We start from the raw sequence: 18,394 nt of genomic DNA on the forward strand, positions 1-18,394 counted from the left end.
TGCATTTTTAGTATGCTTGATTTATGAGCTTTATATTGCGTTTTACTGCACCAGTTTTTCTTTCAGCAGTTTATTGACCAAACCTGGATTAGCCTGCCCTTTGGTTGCTTTCATGACTTGACCGACTAAAAATCCAAGTGCGCTCTCTTTGCCGGCTTGGTAATCAGCGACGGACTTTTCATTGGCAGCAAGAATGCCGCCCACAATTATTTCAAGTTCACCTTCATCGCTGATCTGAACAAGTCCTTTCTCTTTTATGATCGTCTCCGGATCTTTACCGGTGTTATAAATTTCTTCGAGCACATTTTTGCCGATCTTGCCGCTGATATCGCCTTTCTTGATCAGCGTCAGCATCCCTGCCAGCTGTTCTGGAGAAACGGGCGAATCTTCAAAAGAGCGTCCGTTAGTTTTCAGCAGGCCGCTTAAATCTCCCATGACCCAGTTGGCAAGGAGTTTTGCGTCATCGATCTTGGCGAGTGCCTGATCAAAGAATACGGCCATTGCTTTAGATGCGGTAATGACCCCTGCGTCGTATTCCGATAGGCCACGGGACTGCAGTCTTGCTTTTTTAGCGGCAGGCAGCTCCGGCAAGGAAGCTCTGATTCCCTCGACCCAGTCCCGGTCGATCACGAGCGGCATCAGATCCGGCTCCGGAAAATAGCGGTAGTCGTGGGCCTCTTCCTTGGATCGGAGAGACAACGTCATCCCTCTGCCTTCGTCCCAGGTTCTCGTTTCCTGGATAATTTTTTCGCCGTCGTCAAGGGCTTCGGCCTGACGGTCGGTTTCGTATTCTAGACAGCGGCGGACTGAGCTGAAAGAGTTCAGATTCTTGGTTTCGGTCCGCGTGCCGAATGGTTCGGTTCCTTTGAGGCGAAGTGAGACATTGATATCAAAACGGACGGAACCCTGTTCGAGTTTGCAGTCGGAAATTCCGGCATAATCCATGATCTGGACCAGCTGTTCCAGGTAAGCCAGAACTTCATCTATCGAGCGCATATCCGGTTCCGAGACAATTTCCAGAAGCGGTACCCCCGTCCGGTTATAATCAACCCCGGAGCTGCTGGACGTCATAATAGTCTCCCCGTTGTGCACCAGTTTCCCGGCATCCTCTTCCATATGGGCTCTCGTGATGCCGATACGTTTATTTGTCTCATTCACCATGACATCGAGCCAGCCGTTTTTGCAGATCGGCAGGTCATACTGAGATGTCTGGTAATTCTTCGTTAGGTCCGGGTAGAAATAGTTCTTACGGTCAAATTTGGAGAATTCGGCGATCTCGCAGTTCAAAGCAAGACCCGCCTTGATCGCGAGATTGACGACTTCTTTATTCAATACCGGCAGGACGCCCGGCAGCCCTAGACACACAGGACAAACGTGTGTATTCTGTTCTCCTCCGAACTCTGTCGAACAGCCGCAGAAGATCTTGGTTTTCGTAGCCATCTCAACGTGGGTTTCCACGCCGCAAACCATTTCATATTTATCAATAAAAGACATCTAGCGCACCTCCTTGAGCAGTGCAGGCGCCTGATGATGATACGCGGTATTTTGTTCAAACGCATAAGCGGCTTTGTACAGCGTACCTTCTTCAAAGTGCTTGCTGATAAGCTGCATCCCGACCGGCATGCCATCAACAAATCCCGCCGGCACTGAGATGGCCGGCAAACCGGCCAGATTAACCGGGATCGTATAGACATCTCCCATATACATCGCCAATGGATCTGATTTTTCGCCGATCTTATACGCAGTAGTAGGTGCCGTCGGAGACAATAGCACATCATATTTTTCAAAAGCGCGGTCGAAGTCCTGTTTGATCAGCGTCCGCACTTTCTGGGCTTTCAGGTAATAGGCGTCGTAATAACCCGAGCTCAGGGCATAGGTCCCGAGCATGATCCGGCGCTTGACTTCCTGACCAAAGCCTTTTTCCCTGGTCTTTTTAAACATCTCAATCATATCGTCAGCTTCCGCACGGTAACCATAGCGCACTCCGTCGTAGCGGGCCAGGTTAGAGCTGCATTCAGCCGGAGCAATAATATAGTAAGCCGGCATTGCAAATTCCGTATGCGGTAGTGAACAGCGCTCGATCTCCGCCCCCAGGCTTTCAAAAGTCCGGATCGCCTTTTGTATAACTTCAGCAACATCCGAGTTCAGACCGGAAGCGAAATATTCATCGGGAATCCCAATTTTGAGGCCTTTTACATTATTTTCTAAAAACTGGGTATAATCTGGCTTAACGAACGGTACTGAAGTCGAATCTTTCGGATCATGGCCGGCAATCGCATTCAGGACCAGGGCATTATCCCTGACGTTCGTCGTTAGCGGTCCGATCTGGTCGAGCGAAGAAGCAAAGGCCACAAGGCCGTAGCGTGACACAGCGCCGTAGGTAGGCTTCAGGCCAACGACTCCGCAGAAGGCTGCAGGCTGGCGAATGGAACCGCCAGTATCCGAACCGAGCGCAAACGGTACTTCTCTTGCCGCGACGCAGGCCGCCGACCCCCCGGAAGAACCACCCGGAACGCTTTCCAGATCCCACGGGTTCGCCGTCGGATGGTAACCGGAATTTTCGGTAGACGATCCCATCGCAAATTCATCCATATTCAGTTTGCCGAGCAGCACGGCTCCAGCCGCTTTCAGCCGTTCGGTCACCGCGGCGTCATAAGGCGGATTGAAATTCTCTAGAATCCGGGAACCGCAGGTCGTCGGGATTCCTTCTGTACACATATTATCTTTCATGGCCATTGGCAGCCCTTCGAGCGGTCCAAGGCTTTCCCCGCCGGCAATCTTCTTATCGACTTCTGCTGCCTTTATCAGCGCCGAATCTGCGGTAACCGTCAGAAACGCTTTAACCTGGGAATCCACACTATCAATATGATCAATGAAAGATCTGGTCAATTCCACGCAGCTGATCTCTTTCTTTACGAGCCTGTTATGTAGTTCTTCAAGTGACTTAAACATTGTCATGAACCTGGTACTCCTTTCCGAATCTAAGACATAAAGAGACATTCAATTATCATTTGTTAGTAAACAACCTGCTTGTTGATCAGTTACTGATCGCGTTTGTAAATTCCGTTATCAATAAAGCTTATAATTGATCAGTCTCTGTTTTATACTAGACGATTTTGGGAACCCGGAAGAACCCGTCCTCTTCGTCAGGTGCATTCATTAAGATTTTATCCCGGCTCATTGAAGGTCTTACTTCATCTTCCCGCAAGATATTAACAAGCTGCACAGCATGCGCGGTCGGAGAGACCTGATCCGTGTTGAGCTTTTGGAGCATTTCGGCATACCCGAGGATCGAATTCAGCTGCTCCGTATATAATTCCACTTCCTCTTCTGAAAGCTGCAGCCTGGCCAGAAGAGCAACGTGTTCCACTTCTTCTCTAGATAGTTTCATAACGCAATAACGCCGCCTTTCTCAAATGGACATATAAATAAATATAACAAAAATGAACCTGAGGGGCAAGGAAAAGGCAAAAAGCAAGCAGATCCAAGTTATATATAAGAATTTCTGACTAATCGGTATAACTACGATGAGTGATGAGTTAGAAATGATAAAAAAATAACAAAATAACAAATTGATAACAAGAAGATAGTGAGTAGATAAAATAAGATGATAAGAAAAAAGACAAAAGAAAAAGTTTTGGCCGCCTGAAAAAATTAAAAGGTGATCAGACACTTGACGTAGAACTATGTAATTCAATACATTGGCAAAATACCGAAATACTCTCATTTTTCTTTAAGAAAAAGTATCGATAATATTACTTAAGGAGAAGACAATTTACTATTTTTAAATAGACAACTGAATCAGAAAGGAAGTAATGCCAATGGAGCAGAATGTCAGACCCTTTGAAAAATTTCTTCCGGGAAGCCACCTTATTCTCGGAGAAGCGGGTTCCGGAAAGACCCGTCTCATTTGGTCCATACTCCAAGGAAAAGACTTTGTTGAGGATCATTCTATCAACATTGTCCTGACAGATTCAGAAAAACGTATTTGGTACAATCCTCCCAATAATCCTGTCCATACGATCAATCCTTATGAAACCGATATTTCCTGGGTCACCGAGCCTACGAAACCAGGTATATACTACTGTGCCTGCGACTACGCACCCCGAATCATCACTTTTTTGGAATGCCTTGCTACCTGGTCAATCCACGAAAAAAACATCATAAACCGAGTCCGTATTTTCATCGATCTTCCGTCCAAGTACTGGAATATTCCTGAGTTTGCAGAGCAGCTCGGCCGGCTCGATTATATTACAGCCAACCGCAAGGAAGAAGACGGCTCACTCATCGAAATATGGGCTGCCATCGGATCTCTGAACAAAATATCCTCGGAAATCAAATCCCTGTTCCAGCACGTAAATCTGATTATGCTTAATCCCCTGCCCAACGGCTGGTCCAATAAGCTCCTGAACCTTCTGGATATCAAGTGCGATAATCTGCCGGAGATTGTAGCCGGAATCAATAGTGACATCAAAGATGGCTTTTACTACATCCCAATTACGGAAGAGTACCTCGCTTTAGATCCTAAACCAATTGTAAAGCCGTAATAATTTCCAGCTTGACAGCTGCTGACTTGTGTTAGCAGCTATTTTGTTTTCTATGTTTATATTTGCATGTTTACGGAACGTAAGCAAACCGTTCTTCGGACTTATGCTTCGGCATTAATCAACGCCTTGAATTCACCTTCGGTATAAACGGGGATTCCGAGTTCCCTGGCTTTATTATACTTTGAACCGGGGTTCTCACCGACGAGAACCAGGGATGTTTTTTTGCTTACACTTGACGAAGTCTTACCGCCGAGATGTTCAATCAGGTCTTCGATCTCGCGTCGTTCCCACGATTGAAGCGTCCCAGTCACCACAATACTCTTCCCGGCAAGGATCTGGGAAACAGACGTATTCGCAGCGATCATCGTGACCCTGGCCGCCTTCAGCCGATTCAGAAATTCGCGGTTTGCAGGGTCGCTGAAGAAACTCACAATACTTTTGGCCATGATGCCACCGATATCGCCGATTTCCCGGAGTTCTTCCTCGGTCGCATTTTCCAGAGCTTCCATGCTTCGGTACCTTGCGGCCAGGATCTTGCCGACTTTGACCCCGACATGCCGGATACCCATCGCAAAAATCAATGAAGCCAGGCCGCGCTCTGTGCTTTTTTTGATCGAAGCAAGCAGGTTGCTGGCTGATTTATCGGCCATCCGCTCTAATCGAACAAGGTCTTCGTACTGAAGATAATATAAATCGGAGGCGTCTTTGACAAGCCCGGCATCCAGCAGCTGGCTGACCACAGCGGGCCCGAGACCTTCAATATTCATCGCGTCCCTGGACACAAAATGGATCAGGGCTTCTCTCTGGCGCGACGGGCAGGAGATATTCTGGCAGCGGTGGGCGGCCTCTCCTTCCAGTCGGTAAACTGGGCTGCCGCAGGACGGGCAGTTGGCAGGCATTGCAAACACCATTTCCTGGCCGGTGCGTTTCCCTGGCAGCGATTTGATGATTTCAGGGATCACATCTCCGGCCTTATGAATTAATACGTAATCGCCGATCCGGATGTCCTTGTCCCGGATATTGTCCAGATTATGCAGCGTGGCCCTCCCTACAGTAGAACCGGCTACAAATACGTCCTTAAGAACCGCAGTCGGGGTGAGCACTCCTGTCCGGCCCACATTGATCTCAATATCCTTCACCTGGGTCTCGACCTGTTCGGCCGGGAATTTATAAGCAGTCGCCCAGCGCGGGCTTTTGGCCGTATAGCCGAGCTCGCGCTGCTGAGAAAAGCTATTCACCTTAATGACCAGGCCATCGATCTCATAAGGGAAACCGTGCCGTTCGTCCGTCATCCGGCTGCAGTACGCAATCACTTGCTCCATGGTTGAAAACAGCTGATAGTTCGGATTGACATTAAATCCAGACCTGTTCAAAGCTTCCAGCACTCCGGTCTGGGTACTGATCCCCATCTGTTCGGCCTGAATCAGCTGATACGCAAAATATCCCAGTTTTCGCTGCGCCGTGATCCTGGAATCCTGCTGACGCAGAGAACCGGCTGCCGCATTTCTCGGGTTTGCGAACAGGGAAAGTCCCTCTTCTTCCCGTTCTGTATTCAGCTGGAGGAAGGACTCCTTCGGCATATATCCTTCACCACGGACATCCACAGAACCTTTGAACTCCCCGTTATCTGCGTTATACAGCCGAAGCGGCACGGCTCTGATGGTCCGGACATTGGCTGTGATCTCTTCCCCCACTTCCCCGTCCCCGCGGGTTGCCCCCCGCCGCAAAATACCTTCCTGGTAAGTTAAAGCTACCGTCAACCCGTCAATCTTCAATTCTACAACATATTCCGCATCGGGTGCTACACTGCGCACCCGACGGTCAAAGTCCATCAATTCCTCAGCATTGAAAGCGTTATCAAGACTCAGCATCGGTTCCGGATGCCGGACCTTTGGAAACTGGGATGCGACAAAACCCCCGACCCGCTGGGAAGGAGAATCAAGCGTAACCCAGTCCGGGTGTTGATGTTCGATCTCGATGAGTTCCCTTAAGTAAAGGTCATATTCGGCATCCGTAAGAATGGGGTCATCCAAGCCGTAATAATGATAATTGGCCTTTTCGATCATATTCTTGAGTTCGACCAAACGTTTATTTTGATCCATACCGGAACCCCTTACCTTATCTTATATTTTTCCTGGGAAGGCTTGTTTGCTGTTTCGCCAAAATGTCAACCAGAAGCTTACCAAATTATCGAATTTAGCGTTAGAATAACCCGTTAGATCTTTGACAATCGGGCATACTCAGCAATCAGTTTCTTAACTTCACCGCTGAAAACAACCGTGATCTCGGCACTGTTCCCTTCACCTTTTACGGACATTACAATGCCGTGGCCGAATTTGGGGTGCCCGACTTTGTCACCGACCAGAAAGCTCCCGGGATCGGAGCTGACAACGGACGCTCCACTGTCCTTCCAGCTTTTACGTCCGGCAAAGGAATTGCTTGCAGTGGAAGCAGCATCACCACCGGCATATTTCCTGGTTTGGGAAGAAAGACCGAATCCCCTGCCAAGAATTTCACGACGGGAAGCCTCCTCTGTCAGAAGCTCCTCGGGTATTTCTTTTAGGAATCGCGAAGGCACACTGCTCTGAATATGCCCATAGACCATCCTTTGTTCCGTCGTGCTCAGGAAAAGCTTTTCTCTAGCCCGGGTGATCGTAACATAGCACAGCCGTCGTTCTTCCTCGAGCAGAACCTGTTCCAAAAGGCTTCTGCTGCTCGGGAAGATCCCATCTTCCATTCCGACTGCAAATACAACTGGGAATTCCAATCCTTTGGCGCTGTGCATGGTCATCAACTTTACGGCGTCTTCCGCTTCATCAAAACTGTCAATTTCAGCGACCAGAGAAACCTGTTCGAGGAATCCTCCCAGAATAAGCATATTCTGGTCAGTCTCCAGATCAGGATCCTCAAGGTAGTCCTGAAGGTTGTTGTCGTACTCGGCTGTTACGGAAAGGAATTCATTAAGGTTTTCTATCCGGGATTCAGCCTCCACCGTATTTTCCGCTCGGAGAGAGGCCATGTATCCTGTATCCCTTATGATCTTCTCCGTCAACTCGGTCAGCGGCACACCCTTTTGAGCTTCTTGACGGAATCCAAGCATCAGTTCATGGAAATTCGTTAGTGTGCCAACGCCTTTGGTCTGGAGACCGGGAATATATGCCACTTCAGCCAGCGCATCCAGAACCGGCATGCCCTGTTCCTCAGCGTACTCCAATATTTTATCCAGGCTGACTTTTCCAATACCTCTTTTGGGCACATTAATGACCCTGGCGAAGCTGACACGGTCGGCAGGATTGTTCAGCAGCCGCAAATAGGCCAGGATATCCTTGATTTCGAGGCGTTCATAGAACTTAACCCCGGAATATATTTTGTAGGGTATGCTTTCCTTCATGAAGTGTTCTTCCAGCACCCGGGACTGGGCATTCGTGCGGTACAGGATCGCAAAATCGTTATACCGTCTGCCTTCTGTATCAGCCAGATCACGGATTTTCCCAGTCACAAAGCGGGCTTCGTCATGCTCATCTGTCGCTTTAAAGAGAACAATTTCCTCTCCTTCCGTATTTTCTGTCCAGAGAGATTTCCCTTTGCGATTATAATTATTGCTGACGACTTCGTTGGCCGCCCGCAGAATCTTCTGCGTCGAACGGTAATTCTGTTCCAGCTTCAACACTTTGGCTTCCGGGTAGTCTCTTTCAAAATCCAGGATATTCTGGATATCTGCACCTCTCCAGCCGTAAACGGACTGGTCGTCGTCCCCGACGACGCAAAGGTTGCGATAGCGTGCAGCAAGCTGCTTGATCAGAATATACTGAGCATGATTGGTATCCTGATACTCATCGACGAGGATGTAACGGAATTTTTCCTGATAGTAGCTTAAGACATCCGGGTCCTCCCTGAATATTCTCACTGTCAGCATGATGATATCATCGAAATCTAAGGCATTATTGCTATAGAGCTTTCTCTGGTACAGACGGTAGGCCGCGGCCGCTTTTTCGGTAAAGAAATCTCTGGCCTCCGCAGCAAAAGCATCCGGCCCTAAAAGCTTATTCTTGGCATCGCTGATCGTCGCTAAAACAGCCCGCGGCGCAAATTTTTTATCATCAAGATTCAGTTCCTTCAGACACTCTTTAAGCACCGTCAGCTGGTCCCCGGCATCGTAGATCACAAAGCTCCGGGAATATCCCGGCAGGGCATTGATTTCCCGCCTTAAGATCCGCACGCAGGTAGAATGAAAGGTCGCTACCCAGAGCCCCTCACCCTCACTGCCTACCAGCGCAAGAACGCGGTCTCTCATCTCCTTGGCAGCCTTATTGGTAAACGTAATCGCCAGGATGTTCCAGGGATTAACGCCTTTGGCCACCAGATGCGCGATCCTGTAAGTTAATACTCTTGTCTTGCCTGAACCGGCCCCGGCTAAAATAAGAAGAGGACCGTCTCCACTTTCAACTGCTTCCCGTTGGACAGGGTTCAGGTCCTTAAGATAATACATTGATAAGATCACCTTTCTGTCATTTCCAAATTAAAATCTTCAAAATATAAACGTTTATGGCCAACACAAAAATATTATCCTTATTTTACCACATAAGAAGCAAAAAGGGAACAGGTGTTCGAGAAAAAATAATTAGATTAATTATAAGAGATTAATCGCAATATCCTTTATTTTTCAGTTTGCTGAGATGCGATGTCAGAACCTCATTGAGATCAATCCCGTAATGCTCTTCCAGAACGAACATCATGGTGACCGCAGTCTGAGCAACATCCATCAGCTCCTTGGCGACCATCTGCATCGCTTCTGCCTCTTCTACCCGCAGCGCCTCTCCGTTTAAGCCACGGAACTTGCCGATCGCCTGAGCAAGTTCTCCAGATTCTTCCATGATCTTTAACGCAGTACTTTCGAGGGAAGGGTTCAGCCTGTTCAAACGCGGCAATGTGATGGTCTTCATTACTTTTTCGTTCATGCTTTTTCTCCCTTAACAGGCATTACGACATCTTCACTTTGAACAAATGTATTGCAGGCTGTGCAAGAATAGCTGATGGTTTTGATTTTCACTGTACGGTCCCCGTTCTTTTCTTCTCTCACTGTTTCAGTCAATGCCATTGGCTGCAAGAATTGACATCTCGGACAATATTGATGATCCATTTAACTCATCCCCCATCAACAGGATAATACCCAGTATTCTAAGCATCCTTGTGAAATATAAATTTATTTTCTTCTTGAATTGAGCTCTTCGGCAATCTCAGATAGAGGTACGTTTCTGTCTTCCAGCATGACAAGCAGGTGGTACAACAGATCGGAAGCTTCATAACGGATCTCACTCAACGAATCGTTTTTGGCGGCAATGATAACTTCCGCGCACTCCTCCCCGACTTTTTTTAGGATCTTGTCGATCCCTTTGGTAAAGAGATAGGTTGTATAGGCACCTTCCGGCCTCTCGATATTTCTCTGCTTGATAACTTCGGCGAGCATTTCCAAAGTCCTGCCCAAAGAGACAGGAGGTTTGGTACCCGGTTCGCCGCAGCACGTTTCAGAGCCTGGCAGATAGTGAAAACAGGAGTAATAGTTTTCATGACAGGCCATTCCACTTTGTTTCACCTTCAGAAGAATCGTATCCCGGTCACAGTCAAACCGGATATCAATCACTTCCTGGTAATGACCTGATGTCTCCCCCTTGACCCAGAGCTGATTTCTGCTGCGGCTGAAATAACACGCTTTGCCTTCAGTCAGGGTTTTTTTCAGCGCTTCCTGATTCATGTAGGCGAGCATCAGTACTTCACCGCTTTCAGCATCCTGGGCAATGGCCGGAACAAGACCTTTTTCATCCCACTTCACAGCCTGTACGGCTTTGGAAATATCGATGCTCCCTGACTCAAATCTACTGTTCATCTCGGTTGACTCCTAACTTTTCTTAATCATTATTTTCCGGGGATCTAATTACTAAGATATTTTTTCAATATCCAAATTTGCTTATCTTTTCTGTGATTATCAATTTCTTTAAGATTATCTTCGAACGGGTATGCCTTTTCCTGCCAGATAATCTTTCGTCTCTTTAATGCTGTATTCCCTGTAATGGAAAATGGACGCAGCAAGTACAGCGTCTGCTTCTCCCTCTGTCAGACCTTCAGCCATATGTTCGAGTGTTCCGACCCCGCCGCTCGCAATTAACGGAATAGATACCGCTCTACCAACGGTCCGGTTCAGTTCGTTGTCATAGCCCTCTTTGGTTCCGTCACGGTCCATCGAAGTCAGCAGGATTTCACCCGCCCCAAGTTCTTCAACTTTCCTGGCCCATTCCAGAACATCGATCCCGGTCGGTTTGCGGCCTCCGTGCGTGTATACTTCCCAACGGCCCTCTCCGACTTTGCGGGCATCGATTGCGACAACAATGCACTGGCTGCCGAAGGCGAGAGCCCCTTGTTCGATTAACTCCGGATTTTGAACTGCAGCCGTATTTAAGGAGATTTTATCTGCTCCAGCCCGCAGCATTCTTCGGATATCCTCAATGGTTCTTAAGCCCCCGCCAATGGTAAACGGAATAAACACTTTCTCAGCAGTTCTTCGGACGACATCGACCATCGTTTCCCGTCCTTCGGCAGAAGCCGAAATATCCAGGAAGACAAGCTCATCGGCACCTTCGCAGTCATACAGCGAGGCAAGTTCCACAGGGTCTCCCGCATCCCGCAGATGAATAAAATTAGTCCCTTTAACTACCCGGCCGTCATGAACATCGAGGCAGGGTATGATTCGTTTGGCAAGCATTCAATTTGCTCCTTTTGCTTGGGTTAGTTACCGTAATGGATAGCCTGGTGACGTAATCAGCAGGTGTATAAGTATTGTAAATTAGAAATTATATTCTAGCAGATAACCTGCAGGGCCTCTTCCAGGGTGAAAGCGTCGGAATAGATCGCTTTGCCGACGATCGCGCCTTCAATCGTTATTCCACGGTCAGCCTCCGCTTTCAGTTTCTTCAGGTCATCCAGTGCGGAAATGCCACCGGAAGCAATCACTTGCAGGCCGGTTGTCTCAGCCATACTGACGGTGCTGGCAATATTCGGGCCGCCAAGCATCCCGTCCCGGGAGATGTCGGTGAAGACGATCCGGGACACGCCGACTTGCTTCATCGCTTTGCCGAGATCCTCCGCTTTGAGATCGGTGCTTTCCGCCCATCCCTGAACCGCCACCATACCGTCTTTGGCATCGATGCCGACAATAACCTGATCGCCATACCTACGGACAGCCTCCATCACAAGCTCCGGGTGCCTTACCGCGGCCGTCCCGAGTATGATCCGGGCTACGCCTAATTCCAGCAGTTCTTCGATTCTGTCCAGTGTCCGGATACCGCCGCCCACCTGAATTTTTAATGAAACATTCTTGACAATATCCCGAATGGCTTCATCGTTCACGGGTTTTCCGGAGAAAGCCCCGTTCAGGTCGACGATATGCAGAACCTTTGATCCCTTAGCCATAAAATCAGCCGCCACCCCGGCAGGATTGTCGGAGTATACGGTTGCATCCTCCATTCTGCCCTGCAGGAGACGGACAACTTTGCCATCTTTTAAATCAATTGCCGGATAGATGATCATTGATTTTTCACCCATTTCCCAAAATTATCGAGCATGATCAGACCCCAGGGGCTGGACTTCTCTGGGTGGAACTGCGCACCCCAGACATTGTCTTTGCCGACCAGCGCAGGGAACTCCAGTCCATACTCGCTGGTTCCGGCAATACAGTCCCGATCGGCTGGCTGAGCGAAATAAGAGTGGACAAAATAAAAATAAGAATGGTTCGGAATATCCTCACAGAGCCTGTTCGGTCTGACAACATTCAGCGTATTCCAGCCCATATGCGGAATCTTTAGACCCGGCGGAAATTTGACCACCCGGCCTTTCAGAAAACCAAGACCGGCATGTTCTCCATGTTCCTCGCCAATCTCAAAAAGCAGCTGCATACCGAGGCAGATGCCCAGAAAAGGTTTGCCGCTTTGTACATACTGTTTTAAAGGGTCAAGCCAACCGCCTTTGGCCAGCGCATCCATAGCGTCAGCAAAAGCGCCGACGCCGGGCAGAATAACTCCGTCCATACCGGTCAGCCTCTCCGGAGACTCCATGATCTCCGCTGAAAACCCAAGTTTTTCAAACGCCTTTTCTACACTGCGCAGATTTCCGCGTCCATAGTCTACTATGCCTATCATTCTAATGATGTCCTCCAGTAATTACATGCTGTTTTGCCAGCTAGTACCTTGTCAACCTTAAAAGCTCTATTCTATAAGCTTCCCTTGGTGGAGGGCACGCCGTCAACACGGCTGTTTTTTCTCACAGCAAGTCCGAGGGTCCTGCCCACGGCCTTGAATACAGCCTCGAGAATGTGGTGCCTGTTTTTTCCGTCCAGCAGGCATATATGCAGCGTAATGCCGGCATTCGTCGCCAAGGCCCGGAAAAATTCTTCCGCCATTTCTACGGGGAAATCACCAACCATCCCTTCCGGGCAATCCACTTTCCAGACCAGGAATCCGCGATTGGAGATATCCGCGGCAACCTGAACCAGGGCTTCATCCATCGGAAACAGGCAGTCCCCGACCCTCTCAATTCCAGACTTGTCTCCAAGCGCTTCTTTCAACGCCTGTCCAAGGACAATCCCGCAATCTTCCACCAAGTGGTGCTGGTCAACTTTCAAGTCCCCTCCGGCTTCGATCTCCAGATCAAAATGGGCGAACCGGCAGAAAGCATCAAGCATGTGATCAAAGAAACCGATTCCTGTATCTACGCTTACTCTACCGCTGCCGTCAAGCGCCAGCGCCAGAGTAATTTCCGTCTCCAGGGTTGTTCTTTTCAGATTCGCACTCCTCATTCTATAGGCCCCCTTATTAACCTTGTCTTTATATTATACATGAAGATACTATTCTTCCGCCATCACGATTTCAAAGCGGCTTCTGTCTGGCCTCTATCGCCCTAGCATGCGCCTCCAGCCCCTCTTTGCGGGCCAGGTATGCAATCTGAGCGGCATCTCTTTGCAAGGCTTTTTCAGAATAATTGATTACACTCATTCTTTTGACAAAGGTGTCGACGCCTAGGACAGAGTAAAAACGGGCGGTCCCTCCGGTCGGCAGGACATGATTCGGTCCCGCAAAATAGTCGCCAACCGGTTCCGGCGTATATCTTCCCAGAAATACCGCTCCGGCATTTTTTACTTTGCCCAGCCAGGCAAACGGATCCTGCACAACAAGCTCAAAGTGTTCAGGGGCAATGCGGTTCACAAGGTTGATCCCTTCTTCAAGATTTTCAACCAGGATTGCAGCCCCGTAAGTATCCCAGGAAGCCCTGGCAATTCCAGCTCGCGGTAACGCTTCAAGCTGGCGCTCCACCTCAATCACAGTCTTTTCCAGCAAATCGGAACATGATGAAATGAGAATTGCTGAAGCAAGCCTGTCATGCTCGGCCTGCGAAAGCAGGTCTGCCGCCAGCTCCTCCGGGACAGCATTTTCATCCGCAAGTATCAAGATCTCACTTGGTCCGGCCAGCATATCAATGTCCACGGTTCCATAGACCATTTTCTTAGCAAGGGTCACAAAGATATTGCCCGGCCCTGTAATCTTATCCACCTGTGCAATCGTCGCTGTGCCAAAAGCAAGGGCGGCGACCGCCTGGGCGCCTCCAACCTTATAGATCTCTTTGACACCACACTCTGCGGCAGCGACCAGCACCTCCGGCAAAAGGCTTCCATCTTTCAGGGGCGGAGAAACCATGACGATCTCCTCGACTCCGGCTACAGCTGCCGGAAGCGCATTCATCAGAACAGAAGATGGATAAGCCGCTGTTCCTCCCGGAACATAGATCCCAACCCGCTGCAGAGGACGAATGATCTGACCGAGGATACTGCCGTCTTCAGCAGTATCAAACCAGGAAACCCTTTTTTGCTTTTCGTGGTAGGTCTTGACGTTATTGATCGCCTGGCTGATTGCTTCCAAGTACTCATCATCTACTTTTCGGTAAGCTTCCCAGATCTCCTGGTCGGTGACCCGCAGTCCCGAGGCCTTCAGATCAACCCCATCAAACGCGGCAGTCAGTTCATAAATGGCTTCATCGCCCTGTTCACGCACCTTTTGCAGGATTCCTGCCACTTTTTCTTCCAGGTCACGGTCATCGCCGTAGGATTTATTAATAAGCTTCTTCAGGTCAATATCCTGAATTTTTTGCACAGTCTTCATCGTTTTAACCTCCTTTGGCAATGTCAGTCGTACTGCTGGACAAGGACTCTCATTTTCTCTGCAAGTCCCTGGATGCGTTCGTATTTTACCCGATAGGAAACACGGTTGGCAATCATTCTGCTTGTAGCTTCAAGGATCTGGGCGACCTCGGCCAGATTATTCTCCTTTAAGGTCTTACCGGTTGAGACAATATCCACAATCATTTCAGCCAGACCTACCCGGGGAGCAAGTTCAATATTGCCATGCAGCTTGATCGGTGTGACCTGCATACCATGCTCATTGAAAAACAGCTGGGCGACTCTCGGAAACTTGGTTGCCGCTCTCTTATGATTCAGCACGCTCAGGTCATACAGCCCATCCGGCAGCTTCTGCGGCAGGCTCTCCTCCGGCATCGCCACGACAAAGCGGCAGTACCCGAATTTTAAGTCGACCAGCTCGGCGACATCTTTGTTTTGTTCGATTACAGTATCCTTGCCGACAAAACCGATATCCGCAGCTCCCTGTTCCACATAGGTCGGGATATCCGTCGGGCGGCAAATGATGATCCTCGCCTCTGATCCGGGAAGATCAAACAACAGTTTACGGGAATCGTTTTCTACCGATCTGCAGTCCAGCCCCGCTTCAGTCAGAAGCGCCACTGAATCTGTCAGTAATTTTCCTTTTGGCAGCGCTATGGTTAAATAATTTTTCGGCACAATGCAAAGCCCCTTCCAAAAATTCATGATTAGACCAATGGTCTTAATTAATTGCTAACAATGTTAAATGAAAATCATTAAGTGAAAATCGTGTATAAGTTAGAAACTATTCAGCCTGCCCATTAGGCAGGACATTTATTTATTGCTTTCAATCTTCTCCAGCAGTGCAATCCCTCGGCTGGAAGCCAGGTTCCTGGCATCGGTTTCCGCCAGGAACCCAAGGGCCATCTCCACTTTTTTGCCGCTCTTTCTGAGTTCCCGGCAGCGCTTGATCACAGCTCCCGGAGATTGCCCGTAAACCAGAACATCGGCCTTATCCAACTCATAATCTACAGCCTTCTCAAGCATAAGCCCAAGATTAACCGCAAAACCTGTCGCGCCGTGGTCCATTCCAAAATCTGCGTAGAGGCCGTCGTATCGTCCTCCTTCAATCAGCGGAACACCGACCCCCGGAAGATAACCTTCAAAGATTGCGCCGGTGTAATACGAGAATCCTCTTAATATCCCAAGGTCCAGGGATACGTAGTCCTGGACTCCGAATTCCTTTAAATACAAATAAATGGTCCGTAAAGATTCTACAGCTTTTCTGATCGGCTTAATGTGCGTCCAGTTTTGAAGTTTATCCAGGACTTCTTCTTTGCCGGTCAGATGCGGCAAGGAAAGAAGAAGTTCTTTCGCCGATTCAGGCAAATCGTTGGAAGAAACGATTTGCTCAAGCTTCACCATATCCTTACGCGCTATACCGTCTTCCAGCTCCTCCCTCACTTTGGTTGCAAACTTCATTTCTTCGGCAAGCCCCGAGAAAATCCCGTTATGCCCAAGGTTCAGCTGGAAATTCTTGATTTCGAGCGTCTTCATCATTTCTATGGCCAATGCAACAACTTCAGCGTCTGCAATGTCATTGTCCGAACCGATCAGCTCAACACCCACCTGCCTGAACTCCCGGTAACGGGCGGAATCATTCCTGTAAACATCGCCACTGTAACAGAACCGCAGAGGAAATTGTCCGCCTTTCTGTCTTGTAGCAACCATCCTGGCAATCGGGGTCGTGAATTCCGGTCTTAACGCGAGAATATGACCGTTCTTGTCAAAGAACTTATATAAATGGTCATCCTTATCTGCGTCCGGCTCCACACAGGCCCGGTATTCAAGCCCGGGAGTCGCAACTTTCTGATAGGACCAATGTTTGCACACACGGATTGCTCTTCCTTCCAGTTCCTCCAACTGTGCTAATTCAGCTGGCAGAAGATCAAGCATTCCCTCCGGAATTTTAAGCCCCAATGATGAACGTTCCATAATTACTGCACCTCATTTTTCTGAAAGTTCTTATTCTTTGTGGTTTTTCTCCATCCGCTCGAGAACCATCTTGTAACCGTCAGCGCCATAGTTTAAACAGCGTTTGACCCTGCTGATGGTGGCAGAGCTCGCTCCGGTCATTTCGGCAATCCTGGAATAAGTGACATCTTCCTCCAGCATACGGGCGACTTCCAGCCGCTGCGCGAGGGCCTTGATCTCCGCTACCGTAGCCAGATCCTCAAAGAAGCTGTAACATTCCTCTTTCGTCTTGAGCAGAAGGATTGCTTCAAAAAGAGAATCGGTCAGGGTGTCCCTGATCCTTTCGTCACTCAACATGATTACTTACCTCCCGGGGTTATCTCTTTTACACTTTAGTTTATTAAAGTATTCGTCCGGTGTCAAGTACAATATGAATAAAAATCATAATCGTGATCCCGTTTAAAAAGATTAATCAGAATTGGCTTGCAGGCCCGATATACTCAGGATATAATCTACTCAACGTCTTATTTTTTACCCAGAAATGAAGAAAACCGGTGGTTTATTTTACTGAAAAGAGTGAGTGAACAAATGAGCAAATACTGGAGCAAAATTGCGGCTGGTCAGAGACCGTACGTACCGGGAGAACAGCCGAAAGACAAAAAATATATCAAGCTGAATACGAACGAATGTCCCTATCCGCCTTCGCCCTTAGTCCTCAAAGCGATCAAAGAAGCTGCGAATGAAAAACTGAAGTTATACCCCGATCCGAACGGAGAGGACTTGCGCCAGACCGTAGCCGAATATTACGGCCTGAAGAAGGAGTGGGTATTCGTTGGAAACGGCTCCGATGAAATCCTGGCTTTTGCGTTTATGGCTTTTTTTGACCCGGGCAGCACGATCCTTTTCCCGGATGTTACCTATAGTTTCTACCCGGTCTATACCAATCTGTTTCAGCTGGACTACCGTCTGGTTCCGCTGCGGGAAGAATTTTCTTTATACCCGCCTGATTTCTACGATTCCGAAGGCGGCGTCATTTTTCCAAACCCCAATGCCCCTACCGGCAACTATGTAACGATGGAAATGATAGAAAAAATCCTTATCCGTAATCCGGATAAGGTGATCATCGTTGATGAAGCTTATATCGATTTTGGCGGTGAAACTGCCATTCCGCTTATTGCGAAGTATCCGAATCTGCTGGTGATCCAGACTCTGTCCAAGTCCCGGTCTCTGGCAGGCTTAAGGGTAGGCTTTGCTTTAGGTCAGAATGAGCTGATGGAAGGCTTGAACCGGATCAAAGACTCCTTTAATTCCTATACGTTGGACCGCCTGTCTATGGCCGGAGCAATCGCAGCCATGAAGGATGAAACTTACTTTCAAGCCACAAGGCAGAAAGTGATGCAAACCAGGGAAAGAATTGTTCCGATACTCAGGCAAATGGGCTGGCAAGTGATTCCTTCACTGGCAAATTTCATTTTCATATCCCACCCCGTGCTCAAGGCTGAAGAGGTCTTCACCGCACTCCGACAACAAGGCATTCTGGTCAGGTACTTCCGCCAGCCAAAGATTGACAATTACCTGCGTGTCAGTATCGGCAGTGACGAGGAGATGGACAGCCTGCTTACCGCGTTCAGTAAACTAGTACCATGTACAATAAAACGTTCTTGAAATAAATTAC

General features: G+C 48.6%; 18 protein-coding genes. 2 read left to right on the top strand and 16 right to left on the bottom strand.

Going from position 1 to position 18,394, the window contains the following annotated elements; genetic code table 11:
• Positions 1-42: 42 nt before the first annotated feature.
• The 3 genes from gatB to gatC all read right to left on the bottom strand — a co-directional run bounded on the left by gatB (position 43) and on the right by gatC (position 3,391).
• Positions 43-1,494 (bottom strand): Asp-tRNA(Asn)/Glu-tRNA(Gln) amidotransferase subunit GatB, encoded by a 1,452-nt coding sequence (gatB, locus tag DHBDCA_RS06810; RefSeq protein WP_015043467.1) that lies wholly within the window; start codon positions 1,492-1,494, stop codon positions 43-45.
• Entirely contained in the window at positions 1,495-2,958 is a 1,464-nt protein-coding gene (gene gatA, locus DHBDCA_RS06815) for an Asp-tRNA(Asn)/Glu-tRNA(Gln) amidotransferase subunit GatA (RefSeq protein ID WP_015043468.1), read from the bottom strand.
• Between the two features lie 148 nt (positions 2,959-3,106).
• Positions 3,107-3,391: an Asp-tRNA(Asn)/Glu-tRNA(Gln) amidotransferase subunit GatC gene (gatC, locus tag DHBDCA_RS06820; RefSeq protein WP_015043469.1), complete on the bottom strand. Its 285-nt coding sequence runs from the start codon at positions 3,389-3,391 to the stop codon at positions 3,107-3,109.
• A 430-nt stretch (positions 3,392-3,821) separates the two neighbouring features.
• Between gatC and DHBDCA_RS06825 the strand changes: the two genes are divergently transcribed.
• A complete protein-coding gene (locus DHBDCA_RS06825; protein WP_015043470.1) occupies positions 3,822-4,547 on the top strand; it encodes a hypothetical protein in 726 nt (241 codons plus the stop codon).
• A gap of 101 nt (positions 4,548-4,648) precedes the next feature.
• On the opposite strand, the gene ligA is transcribed toward DHBDCA_RS06825, so the two are convergent.
• The 13 genes from ligA to DHBDCA_RS06890 form a co-directional block, all read right to left on the bottom strand.
• Positions 4,649-6,649: an NAD-dependent DNA ligase LigA gene (ligA, locus tag DHBDCA_RS06830; RefSeq protein ID WP_015043471.1), complete on the bottom strand. Its 2,001-nt coding sequence runs from the start codon at positions 6,647-6,649 to the stop codon at positions 4,649-4,651.
• 113 nt (positions 6,650-6,762) lie between these two features.
• Entirely contained in the window at positions 6,763-9,036 is a 2,274-nt protein-coding gene (gene pcrA, locus DHBDCA_RS06835; RefSeq protein WP_015043472.1) for a DNA helicase PcrA, read from the bottom strand.
• Positions 9,037-9,187: 151 nt separating this feature from the next.
• Positions 9,188-9,505, bottom strand: a complete 318-nt coding sequence (locus DHBDCA_RS06840) for a MazG-like family protein (RefSeq protein WP_015043473.1) — start codon at positions 9,503-9,505, stop codon at positions 9,188-9,190.
• The gene (locus tag DHBDCA_RS06845) at positions 9,502-9,687 is read right to left on the bottom strand and encodes a hypothetical protein (protein WP_015043474.1); all 186 of its coding nucleotides are present in this window, start codon (positions 9,685-9,687) and stop codon (positions 9,502-9,504) included. The genes DHBDCA_RS06840 and DHBDCA_RS06845 overlap by 4 nt, the downstream gene beginning before the upstream one ends.
• Before the next feature lie 63 nt (positions 9,688-9,750).
• Positions 9,751-10,431 carry a bifunctional phosphoribosyl-AMP cyclohydrolase/phosphoribosyl-ATP diphosphatase HisIE gene (gene hisIE / locus DHBDCA_RS06850; RefSeq protein WP_015043475.1) on the bottom strand — a complete coding sequence of 227 codons (681 nt, stop codon included), beginning with the start codon at positions 10,429-10,431 and terminating at the stop codon, positions 9,751-9,753.
• A gap of 114 nt (positions 10,432-10,545) precedes the next feature.
• Positions 10,546-11,304, bottom strand: a complete 759-nt coding sequence (gene hisF, locus DHBDCA_RS06855; RefSeq protein WP_015043476.1) for an imidazole glycerol phosphate synthase subunit HisF — start codon at positions 11,302-11,304, stop codon at positions 10,546-10,548.
• 95 nt (positions 11,305-11,399) lie between these two features.
• Positions 11,400-12,128 carry a 1-(5-phosphoribosyl)-5-[(5-phosphoribosylamino)methylideneamino]imidazole-4-carboxamide isomerase gene (hisA, locus tag DHBDCA_RS06860; RefSeq protein ID WP_015043477.1) on the bottom strand — a complete coding sequence of 243 codons (729 nt, stop codon included), beginning with the start codon at positions 12,126-12,128 and terminating at the stop codon, positions 11,400-11,402.
• Positions 12,125-12,736, bottom strand: coding sequence for an imidazole glycerol phosphate synthase subunit HisH (gene hisH / locus DHBDCA_RS06865; RefSeq protein WP_015043478.1), 612 nt, complete (start codon positions 12,734-12,736; stop codon positions 12,125-12,127). Before hisH ends, hisA begins: the two co-directional genes overlap by 4 nt.
• A 71-nt stretch (positions 12,737-12,807) precedes the next feature.
• Entirely contained in the window at positions 12,808-13,392 is a 585-nt protein-coding gene (gene hisB / locus DHBDCA_RS06870; RefSeq protein ID WP_015043479.1) for an imidazoleglycerol-phosphate dehydratase HisB, read from the bottom strand.
• 70 nt (positions 13,393-13,462) lie between these two features.
• A complete protein-coding gene (gene hisD / locus DHBDCA_RS06875) occupies positions 13,463-14,749 on the bottom strand; it encodes a histidinol dehydrogenase (RefSeq protein ID WP_015043480.1) in 1,287 nt (428 codons plus the stop codon).
• 23 nt (positions 14,750-14,772) lie between these two features.
• Positions 14,773-15,444, bottom strand: a complete 672-nt coding sequence (gene hisG, locus DHBDCA_RS06880; RefSeq protein WP_015043481.1) for an ATP phosphoribosyltransferase — start codon at positions 15,442-15,444, stop codon at positions 14,773-14,775.
• Positions 15,445-15,579: 135 nt separating this feature from the next.
• On the bottom strand, positions 15,580-16,740 hold the full coding sequence (gene hisZ, locus DHBDCA_RS06885; RefSeq protein WP_015043482.1) for an ATP phosphoribosyltransferase regulatory subunit: 1,161 nt from the start codon (positions 16,738-16,740) through the stop codon (positions 15,580-15,582).
• A 30-nt stretch (positions 16,741-16,770) separates the two neighbouring features.
• A complete protein-coding gene (locus DHBDCA_RS06890) occupies positions 16,771-17,076 on the bottom strand; it encodes a YerC/YecD family TrpR-related protein (protein ID WP_015043483.1) in 306 nt (101 codons plus the stop codon).
• Between the two features lie 231 nt (positions 17,077-17,307).
• On the opposite strand from DHBDCA_RS06890, the gene hisC reads away from it, so the two are divergent.
• Positions 17,308-18,384: a histidinol-phosphate transaminase gene (gene hisC, locus DHBDCA_RS06895; protein WP_034378077.1), complete on the top strand. Its 1,077-nt coding sequence runs from the start codon at positions 17,308-17,310 to the stop codon at positions 18,382-18,384.
• The last annotated feature ends 10 nt before the right edge of the window (positions 18,385-18,394 follow it).

It is taken from the genome of Dehalobacter sp. DCA (assembly GCF_000305775.1).
Taxonomy (GTDB): Bacteria; Bacillota; Desulfitobacteriia; order Desulfitobacteriales; family Syntrophobotulaceae; genus Dehalobacter; species Dehalobacter alkaniphilus.

What these genes read in the sequence shown, in the direction of transcription:
- DHBDCA_RS06890 (WP_015043483.1), bottom strand. Translation starts at nt 17,076, where the DNA reads ATGTTGAGTGACGAAAGGATCAGGGACACCCTGACCGATTCTCTTTTT.
- DHBDCA_RS06845 (WP_015043474.1), bottom strand. Translation starts at nt 9,687, where the DNA reads ATGGATCATCAATATTGTCCGAGATGTCAATTCTTGCAGCCAATGGCA.
- DHBDCA_RS06840 (WP_015043473.1), bottom strand. Translation starts at nt 9,505, where the DNA reads ATGAACGAAAAAGTAATGAAGACCATCACATTGCCGCGTTTGAACAGG.
- hisZ (WP_015043482.1), bottom strand. Translation starts at nt 16,740, where the DNA reads ATGGAACGTTCATCATTGGGGCTTAAAATTCCGGAGGGAATGCTTGAT.
- hisIE (WP_015043475.1), bottom strand. Translation starts at nt 10,431, where the DNA reads ATGAACAGTAGATTTGAGTCAGGGAGCATCGATATTTCCAAAGCCGTA.
- hisH (WP_015043478.1), bottom strand. Translation starts at nt 12,736, where the DNA reads ATGATAGGCATAGTAGACTATGGACGCGGAAATCTGCGCAGTGTAGAA.
- hisD (WP_015043480.1), bottom strand. Translation starts at nt 14,749, where the DNA reads ATGAAGACTGTGCAAAAAATTCAGGATATTGACCTGAAGAAGCTTATT.
- hisA (WP_015043477.1), bottom strand. Translation starts at nt 12,128, where the DNA reads ATGATCATCTATCCGGCAATTGATTTAAAAGATGGCAAAGTTGTCCGT.
- gatB (WP_015043467.1), bottom strand. Translation starts at nt 1,494, where the DNA reads ATGTCTTTTATTGATAAATATGAAATGGTTTGCGGCGTGGAAACCCAC.
- ligA (WP_015043471.1), bottom strand. Translation starts at nt 6,649, where the DNA reads ATGGATCAAAATAAACGTTTGGTCGAACTCAAGAATATGATCGAAAAG.
- hisF (WP_015043476.1), bottom strand. Translation starts at nt 11,304, where the DNA reads ATGCTTGCCAAACGAATCATACCCTGCCTCGATGTTCATGACGGCCGG.
- hisC (WP_034378077.1), top strand. Translation starts at nt 17,308, where the DNA reads ATGAGCAAATACTGGAGCAAAATTGCGGCTGGTCAGAGACCGTACGTA.
- hisB (WP_015043479.1), bottom strand. Translation starts at nt 13,392, where the DNA reads ATGAGGAGTGCGAATCTGAAAAGAACAACCCTGGAGACGGAAATTACT.
- pcrA (WP_015043472.1), bottom strand. Translation starts at nt 9,036, where the DNA reads ATGTATTATCTTAAGGACCTGAACCCTGTCCAACGGGAAGCAGTTGAA.
- gatA (WP_015043468.1), bottom strand. Translation starts at nt 2,958, where the DNA reads ATGACAATGTTTAAGTCACTTGAAGAACTACATAACAGGCTCGTAAAG.
- DHBDCA_RS06825 (WP_015043470.1), top strand. Translation starts at nt 3,822, where the DNA reads ATGGAGCAGAATGTCAGACCCTTTGAAAAATTTCTTCCGGGAAGCCAC.
- gatC (WP_015043469.1), bottom strand. Translation starts at nt 3,391, where the DNA reads ATGAAACTATCTAGAGAAGAAGTGGAACACGTTGCTCTTCTGGCCAGG.